Below are 13,493 nucleotides of genomic sequence, written 5' to 3'. Positions count from 1 at the left end.
TTCCGCAACACCTGTTCACACTTCCGCAACATCTTCACTACCATCCGGCGACATCAACCCGGGCAACACAAGCGCTTAGTACACATCGCGGCAATAGCGCCCCTGGGCGGCCAGCTCGTCCAGCACCGCCTCGCCCAGCACCTGGCGCAGCACCGCATCCACCCCGCTGGCCATACCGGCCAGGCTGCCACACACATAAATAGCCGCGCCGTCGGCCACCCATTGCTGCAGGCGCTCGGCCTGCTCGGCCAGCACGTGCTGCACGTAACGGCGCTGCGGCTGATCGCGCGAAAACGCGGTATCCACATGCTGCAACACGCCCTGCTGCTGCAGCGCCTGCAGCTCGTGGCGATAGTAAAAGTCGTGCGCCGCCTGGCGCTCGCCAAACAACAGCCAGCCCGGCTGCGGTGCGGCCAACTGCTGGCGCGCGCGCAAATGGCTGCGCAGGCCGGCCAGACCGGTGCCGTTACCGATCAGGATCAAAGGCCGCGTGGCATTGTCGGCCAAACGGAAACGGCGATGCGGGCGGATGCGCAAGCTCAGCGTGTCACCCAGCGCCAGGTCGCGGGTCAGGTGCTGCGACGCCAGCCCCAGCTGCCCCTGCCCGTCCACGCGCACCCGCACCAGCAGCTGTAGGCAGCCATCGGCCGGAATGGACGCAATCGAGTATTCACGCGGCCTGCCCGGCTCGGCCGGCACCTGCACTTCCACCAGGTCGCCAGACTGCCACTGCGGCAGCGCGCCGCCGTCGGCCGGCCGCAGCGCCAGGTGGTAGGTGGCTGCGCCGCTGCTGCCCTCGTTCAGGCAGCGACGCTCTTGCAACCGCCAGCTGGCAAAAGGGCTAGCCGCAGGCAGCAGCGGCTGCGCAGCCAGCGCACTATCCTGCAAGCCAGCCAGCTCGGCGAGCTGATGCTGCCAGGTAGCCAGCGCCACATCGTCCAGCGCGTCCACCTCCAGGCACGGGTACAGCGGCTGCGCGCCACTGGCGGCCAACCAGGTATCCAGTGCGTGGCCAAAGGCACAGAACGGCGTATAACGGCGATCGCCCAACGCCAGCACGGCGTACTGCAGCTCGCCCAGCGCGGCCGGCGTGGCAAGGTTGGCCGCAAAACGGCGCGCCATGTCCGGCGGCTCGCCCTCGCCAGTGGTACTGGCCACCAGCAGCAGGCGGCTGGCCTGCTGCAGCGCGGCCACGTCCAGCTGCGCTAGCGGCAGGCACTGCACAGCTAGCCCCGCCGCCTGCAGCGTAGCCGCGCTTTGCTGCGCCACGGCCTCGGCCTGGCCGCTCTGGCTGGCGTAAGCCACTAGCAAGGGCGCTGCCACGCTGGCGCTGCGCCGGCTACGGCGCCACTGATACCAGGCCGCCACGCAAACACCGCTGTAAGCCAGCCCCAAGCCGGCAGCCCAGATCAGGCGTACTTGTTCCATCATTGTTCTTCCATCATGTCCAGAAAGGCGCGGCTGTAGCGCGCCTGCAGCTGCTCGCCGTCGCGCAGCAAAAAGGCGGCGGCCAAACCCTGCTGCTCGGCCAGTGCCATACCAGCGTGCGCACCCAGCACCGTTAATGCGGTAGACCAGGCGTCGGCGGCCATGCAGTCGGGGTGGATCACCGTTACCGAGGCCACACCGCGCACCGGCTGGCCGCTACGCGGGTCCAGCGTGTGGGCACAGCGCTCGCCCTGATGCCAGAACACCTTCAGATAGTCACCAGAGGTGGCCACCGACAAGCCATGCAACGCCAGCCGCGGTGCGGCCAACCCTGCGCTTTGGCTGTCGTCCGGCAGCGCCAGCGCTACCCACCACGGCTGGCCGTCCGGCTTCATGCCCTCGCCGCGCAGCTCGCCGCCCACCTCCACCAGAAAGTGGCGGTAGCCGTACAGGCGCAGGTAGCGCGCAAGCAGGTCGACGCTAAAACCCTTGGCCACCGACGACAGGTCCAGCTGCACGCCGCCAGGCTGCAGGGCGCTGCGCGTGGCGGCATCCAGCTGCAGCGCTTGCCAGCGGCACTGCGCCAGCAAGGCGCTGGCTTCGTCCGCCGACGGCGGCACAAATCCGGGGGCGTCGTAGCGCGGTGCCGGGCCAAAGCCCCAGCGGTTCACCAGCGCGCCGGCAGCCGGGTTGTAGGCACCGTTGCTGGCGGCCGCCACCTGCAACGCGTACTGCAGCACGGTGAAAAAGCCGCCCGGCAGCGCGTGCCAACTACCGGCCGGGGCGCGGTTGAAACGGCCCAGGTCAGAGCCGGCTTCCCAGTGGCTCATCTCCGCCACCACGCCGTCCAGCTGCTGCTGTAGGCCGGCGGCCAGAAAATCGGGCACATCGCCATCGATCGCCACCAGTACCTGCCAGCTAGTCCCCATGCTGTGGCCGGCAAAGCGCACCACGCGGGCGCTGGCGGGCGGGCAAGCCGGGTCGATATGGCGGGGGATCAGGATGGCACTCATGTTATTGCTGTCTTTCAATGTCAAGCGGCAGGCCAGCGGCCTGCCGTGTCATAACAGGCGGGTCTGGCGACCCCGCCGGCTTTGTTAAGGCAATACTTCCAGCGTAGCGGTGTAGCTGGCGCGGAACGGCGGCATGGCAGGGGCAGCCTGAGGCTTACCGGCTACCGGCGGCTGGCCGCCTTGCGGCATCGCGTCGCGCTTGGGCCAGCTGGCGTTTACCCAGTACATACCACCTTGCTTCCAGCTCACCTTGATTTCGCCTTTGGCGTCGGTGGTGTACACCTGCTCGTCCAGCAGGCCGGTGTGGCGCACGCCGCCACGCACCACGCTTACCGGCATATCCGCTACCGGCTTGCCATCCATCAGCAAACGGAAGGTGCTGTTATCACCGGCAAACAGCTCGTTCGGGTGGCTCACCGCCTGCAGCTCCAGGCCCTTGCCGACCGCCTGCTGCACGCCGGTAGTAGGCTTGCCGGCAGTGACGAAGGTTTCGATACGGCTGACGCTGAGCGATTTGCTTACCTCGGTGGCACCGGCCGGAATCTGCTGGTCGATGTTGGCCGGCGTGCCACGCACGCGCTTCACTTCGTTGCCCAGCTTGTAGCTGGCCATGGCACCTTCGCCTACCAACGCGATGCGGTAGCTGCCCTGCTGCTTCAGCTCGATGTCGAAGCTGTTACGGAAGCGGCTGCTGGTGATGTTCTGCGGATTCACCGCCGCGCCATCCGGGCCGGTGATAACGAGACCGTCCAGCTTCAGCGGCTGATGCTCGAAGTCGAACAGTGCTTCGGATACCGCAGCGTCTACGGTCACCCACGGCTTGTTACCCTCAATGGCACCAGCGGACGGCAGCAGCCAGCCACGGTGCGCCTGGGCACCCAGCGATACCAGGGCCATGGCGGCCAGGGCGAGCAGTTTCTTGTTCATGGTGTGCGCTCCTGCTTATTTGGCGGTAACGGTGATCTTGCCCAGCTCGCCCTTACCCTGGGCACTGGTCTGCTTTTCGCCCTTGGGCGGCCACTGCAGCGGTACACGTACCAGCTCGCGGCCACCGGCTTCACGCGCCACCTCTACCACTACCTGATAGGCACCCGGTGCCAGCTTGCCCAGCGCCGACTTGTTGTCGGCAAACACCAGCGTGTGCTCACCTGGTGCGCGGGTGGCACTGGATACGCCGTCTACCGGCATGGCCAGCTCGCGGCCGCTCTTACGCCACCACTGGCGCATATCGGTCAGCCATTTGGTACCGGCGTTGTCTTTCTTTTTCAGGTCGTACCATACCGACAGGTTGCCGGCGAACTGCTGGTCGGCGGTTTCCAGCCACATGGCCAGGTAGGGGCGGTGGTACTCGGCCACATTCAGCTGCGGCAGCTCTACTTTCACGGCCAGGTTGGCCGCCATGCCTGGTGCGGCGGCAGACGCCAGCGCCAGCGCCACGGGGTAACGGTATTTCATGCTCAAACTCGCTAGGATGGGGTGGGTAAAGTGCAGCCAGGCTGCAATGCAAAATCGGTTTAAAGCGGCCGCGGGTCGTACGGTGCCCGCAGCGGCAACTGCGGGCTGCCCATCAGTGCCGGGCTGAAACTGCCAAACATCAGCGGCGTGGCGTCTGCCACAACAGGCAGCATGGCTAACGCCGTTGCGCTGACACGCTCGGCCGGGTCCAGCCACTGCGCACGCATGCTGCCCTGCGCCGGCACGTGCAACAGCACGTAATCAAACGCCAGGCTGGTGGGCAACAGTGGCAGCGCGCTGCGCTGGCGCCGGGCCAGCTGCGGGTAGCTGTCGATACCGCGTGCGGCCAACAGCACCTGCAGCAGCGCCACCTTGTCGCGGCTATTGCCGTAGCCCTGCGCCAGCACCTGCTCGGCAGCACGCGGCTGCAGCGCATGGCTGCTGTAGGCCAGGTACGGGGCCGGCAGCTCGGCCACCCAGCGGTACAGCGCCTGCATCTCTTTCAGACGCTCACCATCGCAGGTGGCTACCAGCTGCGCGGCTTTGTCCTTGACGGCAGCGGACGGCTGCGGCAGCGGCCATAGCTGTGCGTAGGCCTGCCCCAGCGCCGACCAGTCGCGGTAGGCCGAGTAGGCAAAGTGCGGCACCGGCTGCGCGCCGTCGCCGTTTAACTGCCACTGCGCCTGCCATTGCACGCGGCCATCGGCCGGTGCCTGCTCGCGGATGTCGGCATTGGCTGCCACTTTCAGGCCCGAGCGGGCCGGCGCGCCAAGGCTGAAGCGCACCGAACGCAGGTTCTTGACGCTGGCCGGGTAGAAGTCGCCCTGCGCTACCTGTAGCGGTAACAGCTGGCTATCGGTACGGAAGCGGTACACCACGCGCGCCCCCTTGGCTGCCTGCGGGAAGGCAATATCCAGGCTGCGCATGCTTTGCGTGTAAGGGTTGTCTTGCCCCTTGCTATACGGCTGGTCGGTCACCGCGCTGGCCGGCACCGGCACGCGGCGGCCGTCGGGCAACACGGTGTAGGCCTCCAGCACGGTGACGGTTTGCATTTCGGGCCGGTACTCCAGCTGGCGTACGCGGTTGCGTGCCACGTCGCTGTCGTCTTCCAGCAGGATGTCCCGCGTCATTTCTTGCGTACTGCGGCCAACCTGCAACTGCAGATCGACGTGGTACACCAGGTTGACTTCGGCCATGGCCGGCAGGCTGGCTAGCAAAAACAGAGGAAACAGACACTGGGGGTTCATTTTGCTAATAATAATCTATTTGAGAACTATTATCATATCAAACTTGCAATCAGTGGAAATGCCAAAAACATGGACAACCTGATTTGAATACACCGCCCTGCCGAACCACACCATGGCAGGGCGGCCTGCCTCTATAGGCTGCCCTGCTCCTGCCAGCCGCCGCCCAGCGCCTTGATCAGCGTGACGGTGGCTTGTTGTCGTGCCAGCCGTTGCTGTAACAGGCTGTCGCGGCTGCTGGCGTGGTTTTTTTGTGCGGCCAACAGCGTGGCCATGTCCACCAGACCTTGCTGCTGGCGGATGCGCGTCAGCTGCAGCGTGCGCTCGGCCTCGCGGCTGCTTTGCTGCTGCAGGCGTTCCTGCTGCCGTGCCAGCGCCACCGCGTTCAACGCGTCTTCCACCTCACCCAGCGCGGTCAACGTGCTCTTGCGGTAGCCGTGCAACAGCTGCAGGCGGGCAGCCTGGCTGCTGGCTACTTGGGCGCGCAGCTTGCCGCCATCAAACAGCGTTTGCGCCAGACTGGCCCCCAGGCTCAGGGTCTGCGTGGCGCCGGATAGCGACAGCAAGGCCGTGGATGCCAGCCCGGCACTGCCGGAAAGCTGCAGGCTGGGGTATAGCGCGGCACGGGCGGCGTCCAGGTTGGCCGCAGCGGCTGCCAGCTCGCTTTCAGCCTTGGCAATATCCGGCCGGCGGCGCAGCACCTCGGACGGCAAGCCGGCCGGTACTTCGGGCACGTTCAGGCCCAACAATGGCTCGCCGGCCACGCCAAAGCCCTGCGGCAGCTGGCCAGCCAGAATGGCCAGGGTGTTCAGCAGCGGCTGCTGCTGGTTTTGCAGGCTCAGCACCGTGGCCTGCTGCGTGAGCCAACTGCTACGCACCTGGCTCACGTCCAGCTCGGTCGCTGCACCATGGCGCAAGCGCGCTTCGCTGATGTCCAGCAACTGGCGGCTGTCGCGCAGATTGGCCTGCGCCAGCGCCAGCCGCTCGCGCACTGCTTGCAGCTGGCAGTAGGCGTTGACCACCGCCACCACCAGCGTCTGGCGGGCGGTGGCCAGCTCGTAGCGGCTGCCTTGCAGGTTGGCCGCCGCCGCGCGCTGGCTGGCCGCTACCTTGCCCCACAGGTCCACTTCATAACTGAGGCCGGCCGACAGGCTGCTGCTCTTGCTGGTGCTGCTGGCGCCCGCCGCTGTGTCGGTTTCACGCTGGCTGCTGCTGCCGCTGAGGCTAACCGACGGAAACAGGCTGCCCGCCGCGCTGTCGGCGCTGGCTTGCGCCTGCTGCACGCGGGCCACCGCCTGCGCCAGGTCCGGGCTGCCTTGCAGCGCCTGCTCCACCAACCGGTTCAGCTCGGCCGAGCCGAACAGCTGCCACCAATGGTCGTCCAGCACCGCCGCAGCGGGCTTGGCCGCCTCGCGGGCCTGCCAGGCTTCCGGCATGGCCAGCGCGGTGTCTTGCGGCGGCGTAGTCTGCGCGCAACCGGCCAGGGTGGCCGCCAGCAGCGACAGGGTAAAAGCTTGATAACGCATGATGCTTGACTCCTAATCCGACGCCAGTGCCGCCACCGGGTCCATCTGGGCGGCCTTGCGCGCCGGCAGGTAACCGAACAGCAGGCCGGTGGAAAACGCGCAGCCAAAGGCCAGCACGATAGGCATGGCCGTGATCTTGACCGGGGTATCGAAGGCGGCGATCAGCCAGGCGGTACCCAGGCCGGCCACCACGCCGATGGCGCCTCCAATGGCCGACACCACCAGCGCCTCGATCAAAAACTGCTGCAGGATGTTGCGCTCGCGCGCGCCGGTAGCCATGCGGATGCCGATTTCGCGGGTGCGCTCGGTCACCGACACCAGCATGATGTTCATCACACCGATACCGCCCACCAGCAAGGAGATGGCCGCAATGGCGCCCAGCAGCAGCGTCATGGTGTTCTGTGTTTCTTCGGTGGTGGCGATGATGGACGCCATATTGCGGATCTGGAAATCCACCTTGCCGTGGCGCTCGGCTAGCAGCTGCTCTACCGCCGCCTGGGTTTCATCGATACGCGCCACGTCCTTCACTGCCACGTTGACGTTACGCAGGCTGCGCGAACCGGAAATGCGCAGATTGTTGGTAGCGTACGGCACGATAATCACGTCGTCCTGGTCCATGCCGCTGGGCGAAGCACCCTTGCGGCTCATGATGCCCACCACCTGCAGCATCACGTTATTGGCCATGACAAACTCGCCCAGCGGGCTGGGGTTGCCGGGGAAGAGGTTCTCGGCCGCAGTCTTGCCCAGCACCGCCACGCCGGCGTAACTCTCGTCGTCGTCTTCGGTAAAGAAGGTGCCGCTGGACAGCGCCCAGTTACGCGCCAAGGGGTAGCTGGCCGAGGTAGCAATCAGCGTGGTGCTAACGTCGTTCTCGCCGGCGCGCAGCGTCACGCTGTTTTGCTGTTCCGGCACCGCCGCCAGTACGTTGTCTACCTGCTTGTTGATGGCGGCCACGTCTTCCAGCACCAGCGTGGACGGGCTGAAGCCGCGCTGGTTGCTGCCGCCGGGGCGTACCAGCAGCAGGTTACTGCCCATGGCGCTGATATTGTCCACCACGCGCTGCTTGGCGCCGTCGCCAATGGCCATCATTGCAATCACCGAACCCACGCCGATGACGATGCCCAGCAAAGTGAGCACGGCGCGAAACAGGTTGCCGCGCAGCGAGCGCAGCGCCAGGCGCACGGTTTCGGCCAGATCGGCCAGCGTGCTGAAAGCGCGGTGCACCAGCGGCGGCTGATAGTTGGCCGCAGTTTCACCATGGCGGCCGCTATCGCTGAGGATATGGCCGTCACGGATTTCGATAACGCGGCTGGCGTGGGCGGCCACTTCGGCGGCATGGGTAATCAGGATCACGGTATGGCCGCGCTGCGACAGGTCTTTCAGCAGCCGCATCACGTCGGCGCCGCTCTTGCTGTCCAGTGCGCCGGTGGGTTCGTCAGCCAGAATGATGCGGCCGCCATTCATCAGCGCGCGGGCAATCGACACCCGCTGCTGCTGGCCGCCGGACAGCTGGCTGGGGCGGTGGTACAAGCGCTCTTCCAGCCCCAGCTCGCGTAGCAGCTGCACGGCGCGGGCGCGGCGCTCGGCGTGCGGCACGCCGGCGTACATGGCCGGCATTTCCACGTTTTCTACCGCGGTACCGGCGGCGATCAGGTGGTAGCTCTGGAACACGAAGCCGAACTCTTCGCGCCGCAAGCGCGCCAGCTCGTCACGGCTCAGGCCGCTCACGTCCTGGCCGCGGAACAGGTAGCGCCCGCTGCCAGGGCGGTCCAGGCAGCCCAGGATGTTCATCAGCGTGGACTTGCCCGACCCCGACGCGCCGACAATCGCGAGAAATTCGCCTTCGTGGATGGCCAGGTCGATACCGTGCAGCACGGTGCTTTCCAGCTCGCCCTGGCGGTAGGATTTGGTCACCGCCGACAGCTGGATCAGCGGTACGGCTTGCTGCGGCTGGCTCATCGGCTACGCGCCCCTGTGCTGCCACCCATCGGGCTGGCCATGCCGGCACCCGGTGGCGGGCCCATGTCAGCGTTGCGGTTATTGCCGCGCGCCGCTTCCTTGTCCTGTGCTTTTTCGCCCACGATCACACGCTCGCCCGGTTTCAAGCCGGCAATCACCTGGTAATTGACGCGGTCGGTAATGCCCACGGTGACCTTGCGCTCCACGATGCTATTGTCCGGCAGTACCACGCGCACCGTGCCTTCGCGCACACGCTGCTGACGGCCGCCACTGCCCACGCCGCTCCATACCGGTAGCGCACGCGGTTTGACGCGGGCGGTTTCGGCGGCAGGGTTGGCCGCGGCCTTGCCCGCTTTGTCCGTTTTGCCGGCGCTGGCAGTATCAGCCGGCATGGCGGCGGCGCCACGCGGGCCCGCCGGCGCCATAGCGCCCTCGCCCTGCGCCTGGCGCTGCTCGGCACCGCGCGCACGCCACGCTTCGCGCTGCTGCGGTGTCATGCTCTCAAACTGCTTGCGCCGCGCTTCGCGCTCGGCGTCGGACAGCGGCGCACCGCCAAAGCCGGCCGGGCGCTCGCCCACTGCGGCTCGCGGCGGCATGCCGGCTGCGCCCATCGCGGCGTTGGCAGGCAGCGCTTGACGCTTCGCTTCTTGATGGTTGGCCGCAGTCTTGCCTTCTTTGCCTGGCGCACCGGCTGCTGCCGGCTGCTGGCCCTTGCCCGCGCTGGCCTCGCCACGTGGCGGCTCGCCCGCCGCACCGGAGGCTTCTGGCTGGCCGCGGCGGCTTCCCGGCGCCATGCGCGCCATCTTCACGGCACCGGCCGGCACCACCAGCGTGTCGTGAGCCTCCGCGGCCACAAAGAACACCTGCGCTGTCATCTGCGGCAGCAGGTTGCGCTGCTGGTTTTTCACGTCGAACAGTGCGTTGTACAGCACCACATTGTTGTTCACCGTGGGCGTAGGCTCCACCTTGCGCAGCTCGCCCTGGTAACGGCGGTTGCGGCTGCCCAATGTGGTGAAGTAAACCGGCATGCCGGGGCGCAGGCGGGTAACGTCGGCCTCGGACACCTGGGTCTGTACGGTCATGGTGGACAGGTCGGCGATACGCAGCAGCGTAGGCGACGACTGGCTGGCGTTGATGGTCTGGCCCTGCTTCAGCGAGATCGACACCACCACGCCGTCCATCGGCGCCAGAATTTGCGAATACTTGAGGCTGGTTTCATCGACGCGCAGCGTGGATTCGGCCTGCTCGATTTGCGCCTGCACCGACGCCACCTGGGCGCGGGCGCTGCGCAGGCTAGCTTGCGACTGCTGCAGGCTTTCTTCACTGGTGGCGCTGTCGCGCGCCAGGTTTTGCTGGCGCTGCAGTTGCTGCTCGGCCAGCTGCAGGTCGGACTGGCGCGCCAGCAAGGTGGCCTGCAGGTTTTTCAGCGCGGCGCGGCGGGCGTCGACAGTGGCACGGTAAACGGTGGAGTCGATCTCGGCCAGCAGGTCGCCCTTTTTCACCACCGAGCCAACTTCGGCGTAGATTTTTTCCAGCTGCCCCGACACCTGCGCACCCACGTCTACGTAGTCGCTAGGCTGCAGGCTGCCGGTGGCGGTGACCAGGTCTTCGATATCGCCCTGCTGCACGCTGGCAATCAGGTAACGGGACAGGGCATCTTCCTGGGCATGATAGTGCTGCCAGCCGTACCAGCCGGCGGCGGCCAGTGCGGCAACAATACCGCCGGCCAGCGCCATGCGCTTGCCGCTACGGCGACGAGGGGTGGAGGGAGTCGGTTTCATGTCGGCTCAATGAATGGTGAGTAGGGCAATCAGGGCAGGCAGCAACAGACCCAGGCCAAACAGCGGCCAGGTGGACGGGCGGTTGCCGGCGTGTTTTTGCAGGATCAGCAGGCCGGTAACGCAGAACAGCACGCTGCCGATGGCGATGGCGTCGATAAACCAGCGCCAAAGCTCGCCAGTGTGGCGGCCTTTGTGCAGGTCGTTGAAATAGGCCAGCCAGCCGCGGTCGGTCACTTCGTATTCCACCAGCTGCTCGGCCAGGCTAACGCGCAACCAGGCGTCACCACCGGGGCGTGGCATCGGCAGATAGACTTCGTCGGCCGACCACTCCGGCACCGCGTCGGCTACCTGGCAGCGGCACAGCTCGGCCAGCCAGGTTTGTGTAGCTTGCGGCAGTTTGGGGGGAGGCGCTTCGCTTTCGGCCAGCAGCTGCAGGCGGTCGGCCTGGGCCTTGGGCAGCGGGAACTGCTGGTTGTGGATGACGGGTTTGGCTTCGATCTGGCTGGCGTGGTTCAGCGTGAAGCCGGTAATGGCAAACAGCAGCATGCCCCCCAGGCAGATGGCGGAGCTGATCCAGTGCCATTGCAACAGGGTGCGCAGCGCGATGCCGCCAGCAGGGTTGGCCGCAGCAGGTGCGCGGCGCGAAAAGAGTCGGAAAGCCATGGACGGGTTCGGTTTCTGGTAGCAAAAAAGGAACTGACTGGCTTGCCGCTGGTCGCGGCTGGCTTGTACAGCGAGGGGCGATGTTAGATATAACAGGAATGATTTGCAATAACGCCGATGCGCTTTTTACCGCCCGCTTCATAATCCTTAATGAAATGCCGCAAAACGTTTACACACTGGCAACGCTCAGGCCAGGCAGCGGCATCAGCAGGCGGGCAAACGCAAGCTGGCACGCAAAGGCAGGTGGTCCGACAGCGCAGACCAAGGTTGGCCGCGGCACACCGCCACCTGCTCTACCACCAGGCCGCGCACATAGATACGGTCCAGCGCCAGCAGTGGCAAGCGGGCCGGAAAGCTACGGCCATGCTGGCCATGCACGCTGGCGTGCGCCTCGTACAGGCCGGCTTCTTGCAAAAGGTGGCGGTCGGCTTCGCGGCGCCAGTCGTTGAAATCGCCGGCCAGAATCAGCGGCATGGCCGGCGGCACGTGCCGGGCCAGGTAGTCCAGCAACACGCGGTACTGCCGCCGCCTGTCGTGCGCCAGCAGGTTGAAGTGGCCGCACAGGCAGGCCACCGGCACAGGCCAGCCGGCAGGCTGGATGATGGTGTGCAGCAAGCCGCGCTGTTCCAGCCGGCTAACCGTCAGATCATGGTTGGCCGCCAGCTGCTGCGGAAAGCGTGACAACACCGCATTGCCATGATGGCCGTGGTCGTAGCGCGCATTCATGCCATAGCAGGCTTCGTGCGCCAGCGCTTGCGCCAGATAGCTGTGCTGCGGCCAACCTTCGTGCCGTGCCGCCCGCCCGTCATGCCGCCCCTGCACTTCCTGCAAAAACAGCACGTCAGCGCCCTGCTGCTGCAGCGCCGCCGCCATCTGCGGCAAGCGCACCCGCCCACCCAAGGGCGACATGCCCTTGTGCAAATTATAGGTAAGGACGTGAATGGCGCGCATATCAACCCGGCAAACGGCGCCAGCACGGCGCGATGTTATCAGTGTAGGCCACTAAGCGACGGTGCCGGGCTACAGAGGCGTTGCGACAGGATCTAGCCGCCCGCCAGGCGGGGCTGCATGTCGAGGTACAGCAGGTAATACAAGGTGATGACGCCGTCTATGCCCAGCACGTCTTCTTGCGTCATGCCTTGTGCCTGCTCGCGGCTCACGCGCTCGCACCAGCCTGGGGACAGCAGCCAGCTACGCGCCTGGGCCAGCTGGCTGGGCGTGCGCTTCTGTGCGGCCAGCTCGTTATGTAACAAGTAACCCGATAGCAGGCAGAACTGGCGCTCGGCCGCTTCTGCATCCAGCTGTGCGGGCGTCAGGCCGGCAAAGGCGGCCAGCCGCGACATCATCTGCTTGTGATGCAGCGCTTGCTGCAGGCGTTTCTGCTGCTGCGGCGAAAAGGTCGGCGTGGACAAAAAGTCGATCAGGGCATCGGATGGCTCACTCGCCGCAGCAGAGGCCTGCGGCGCTGATTGCGCCAGCGCAAAGGGGCTGGACGCCAGCAGCACACATAGCGCTGCGGCAAGAACGGATTTATGCATGAGGGGTCCTGTCAAGGCGAATAGCCAGCACGACACTGCCAGCCTGATTATGACAAAAGCCCAAGATGATAAGGCAAAACCAAGCCGGCAACATGATTGCAATAAAACCTGCAAGCGACCCTGGCTGCTATGATGGCGCCCATGTGTGTGAACTATCTCCCCGCCCACCGCCAACAGCTGGCCGAGCATTTTGGCGCCGAACCGCCACCGGAAGGCTGGCCGGACGAGTGCTGGCAAGACTATACCGCCCCCATCATTACCGCCGCTGCAGACGGTGCACTGCAAGCGCTGGCGGCCAACTACGGCTTTGTCCCGCGACGCCACCTGCCGGCGGGCATACGGCTAAGCACGATGAATGCGCGCGCCGAAACGCTAGGCCGGCTGGCCACCTACCGCGACGCCTGGCACGGCGGCCGACGCTGCTTGGTACCCATGCTGGCCTTTTTCGAGCCGTGCTACGAAAGCGGGCGCGCGGTACGGCACCGCATCGCCATGGCGGATGGCAGCCCCTTTGCCGTCGCCGGCATCTGGCGCAGCTGGGCCGAGCCGGATGGCCGCATCAGCCATGCCTTTAGCCAGATCACCATCAATGCCGATGCGCACCCCCTGCTGCAGCGCATGCACCGGCCAGGAGAGGAAAAGCGCAGCCTGGCGATTGTGCCGCCAGAGCACTATGGTTTGTGGCTGCAAGCCGGCACCACCGCAGAGGCGCATACCCTGCTACAGCCCTACCCGGCCAGCCTGTTACAGCATGAAGCAGCACCGCAAGGCCCGGTGACGCTGGAACTGTTTTAAGCAGCTTAATCAAAAGCGGCAACCCCAGCATAGCGCGGCGTAAGGGCGCAAAAAGCCCCGACGCTAGCCCATAAGGGCGCCAGGTCGGGGC

12 protein-coding genes are annotated in these 13,493 nt (G+C 66.0%); 1 reads left to right on the top strand and 11 read right to left on the bottom strand.

From position 1 onward, the window contains the following. Window positions 1–75: 75 nt before the first annotated feature. The 11 genes from LCH97_RS01715 to LCH97_RS01665 all read right to left on the bottom strand — a co-directional run bounded on the left by LCH97_RS01715 (window position 76) and on the right by LCH97_RS01665 (window position 12,607). Entirely contained in the window at window positions 76–1,431 is a 1,356-nt protein-coding gene (locus LCH97_RS01715) for a sulfite reductase subunit alpha (protein WP_227303081.1), read from the bottom strand. Continuing rightward, window positions 1,428–2,441 (bottom strand): FAD:protein FMN transferase, encoded by a 1,014-nt coding sequence (locus tag LCH97_RS01710; RefSeq protein ID WP_227303080.1) that lies wholly within the window; start codon window positions 2,439–2,441, stop codon window positions 1,428–1,430. Before LCH97_RS01710 ends, LCH97_RS01715 begins: the two co-directional genes overlap by 4 nt. 84 nt (window positions 2,442–2,525) lie before the next feature. After that, a complete protein-coding gene (locus LCH97_RS01705; protein WP_227303079.1) occupies window positions 2,526–3,368 on the bottom strand; it encodes a DUF4198 domain-containing protein in 843 nt (280 codons plus the stop codon). A 15-nt stretch (window positions 3,369–3,383) separates the two neighbouring features. Continuing rightward, entirely contained in the window at window positions 3,384–3,896 is a 513-nt protein-coding gene (locus tag LCH97_RS01700; RefSeq protein WP_227303078.1) for a DUF2271 domain-containing protein, read from the bottom strand. Between the two features lie 59 nt (window positions 3,897–3,955). Next, complete coding sequence (locus tag LCH97_RS01695; protein WP_227303077.1) at window positions 3,956–5,143, bottom strand: DUF3857 domain-containing protein; 1,188 nt, start codon at window positions 5,141–5,143, stop codon at window positions 3,956–3,958. Window positions 5,144–5,274: 131 nt separating this feature from the next. After that, the gene (locus tag LCH97_RS01690) at window positions 5,275–6,666 is read right to left on the bottom strand and encodes an efflux transporter outer membrane subunit (RefSeq protein WP_227303076.1); all 1,392 of its coding nucleotides are present in this window, start codon (window positions 6,664–6,666) and stop codon (window positions 5,275–5,277) included. 12 nt (window positions 6,667–6,678) lie between these two features. Beyond that, window positions 6,679–8,625, bottom strand: a complete 1,947-nt coding sequence (locus LCH97_RS01685; protein WP_227303075.1) for a MacB family efflux pump subunit — start codon at window positions 8,623–8,625, stop codon at window positions 6,679–6,681. After that, a complete protein-coding gene (locus tag LCH97_RS01680) occupies window positions 8,622–10,406 on the bottom strand; it encodes an efflux RND transporter periplasmic adaptor subunit (RefSeq protein ID WP_227303074.1) in 1,785 nt (594 codons plus the stop codon). Before LCH97_RS01680 ends, LCH97_RS01685 begins: the two co-directional genes overlap by 4 nt. Window positions 10,407–10,412: 6 nt before the next feature. Beyond that, entirely contained in the window at window positions 10,413–11,069 is a 657-nt protein-coding gene (locus LCH97_RS01675; RefSeq protein WP_227303073.1) for a PepSY-associated TM helix domain-containing protein, read from the bottom strand. Between the two features lie 204 nt (window positions 11,070–11,273). Next, entirely contained in the window at window positions 11,274–11,978 is a 705-nt protein-coding gene (locus LCH97_RS01670) for an endonuclease/exonuclease/phosphatase family protein (protein WP_255619259.1), read from the bottom strand. A gap of 134 nt (window positions 11,979–12,112) precedes the next feature. Further along, the gene (locus LCH97_RS01665) at window positions 12,113–12,607 is read right to left on the bottom strand and encodes a hypothetical protein (RefSeq protein WP_227303071.1); all 495 of its coding nucleotides are present in this window, start codon (window positions 12,605–12,607) and stop codon (window positions 12,113–12,115) included. Between the two features lie 141 nt (window positions 12,608–12,748). Between LCH97_RS01665 and LCH97_RS01660 the strand changes: the two genes are divergently transcribed. Next, a complete protein-coding gene (locus LCH97_RS01660; RefSeq protein WP_227303070.1) occupies window positions 12,749–13,402 on the top strand; it encodes an SOS response-associated peptidase in 654 nt (217 codons plus the stop codon). Window positions 13,403–13,493: the final 91 nt, after the last annotated feature.

This window comes from Vogesella sp. XCS3, assembly GCF_020616155.1.
GTDB lineage: Bacteria > Pseudomonadota > Gammaproteobacteria > Burkholderiales > Chromobacteriaceae > Vogesella.
This window is presented reverse-complemented; position numbering and strand designations above follow the sequence as displayed.

Bases quoted from the DNA above. Each gene is read 5' to 3' on its own strand.
- LCH97_RS01715 (WP_227303081.1), bottom strand. From the start codon at position 1,431: ATGATGGAACAAGTACGCCTGATCTGGGCTGCCGGCTTGGGGCTGGCT.
- LCH97_RS01710 (WP_227303080.1), bottom strand. From the start codon at position 2,441: ATGAGTGCCATCCTGATCCCCCGCCATATCGACCCGGCTTGCCCGCCC.
- LCH97_RS01705 (WP_227303079.1), bottom strand. From the start codon at position 3,368: ATGAACAAGAAACTGCTCGCCCTGGCCGCCATGGCCCTGGTATCGCTG.
- LCH97_RS01700 (WP_227303078.1), bottom strand. From the start codon at position 3,896: ATGAAATACCGTTACCCCGTGGCGCTGGCGCTGGCGTCTGCCGCCGCA.
- LCH97_RS01695 (WP_227303077.1), bottom strand. From the start codon at position 5,143: ATGAACCCCCAGTGTCTGTTTCCTCTGTTTTTGCTAGCCAGCCTGCCG.
- LCH97_RS01690 (WP_227303076.1), bottom strand. From the start codon at position 6,666: ATGCGTTATCAAGCTTTTACCCTGTCGCTGCTGGCGGCCACCCTGGCC.
- LCH97_RS01685 (WP_227303075.1), bottom strand. From the start codon at position 8,625: ATGAGCCAGCCGCAGCAAGCCGTACCGCTGATCCAGCTGTCGGCGGTG.
- LCH97_RS01680 (WP_227303074.1), bottom strand. From the start codon at position 10,406: ATGAAACCGACTCCCTCCACCCCTCGTCGCCGTAGCGGCAAGCGCATG.
- LCH97_RS01675 (WP_227303073.1), bottom strand. From the start codon at position 11,069: ATGGCTTTCCGACTCTTTTCGCGCCGCGCACCTGCTGCGGCCAACCCT.
- LCH97_RS01670 (WP_255619259.1), bottom strand. From the start codon at position 11,978: ATGTCGCCCTTGGGTGGGCGGGTGCGCTTGCCGCAGATGGCGGCGGCG.
- LCH97_RS01665 (WP_227303071.1), bottom strand. From the start codon at position 12,607: ATGCATAAATCCGTTCTTGCCGCAGCGCTATGTGTGCTGCTGGCGTCC.
- LCH97_RS01660 (WP_227303070.1), top strand. From the start codon at position 12,749: ATGTGTGTGAACTATCTCCCCGCCCACCGCCAACAGCTGGCCGAGCAT.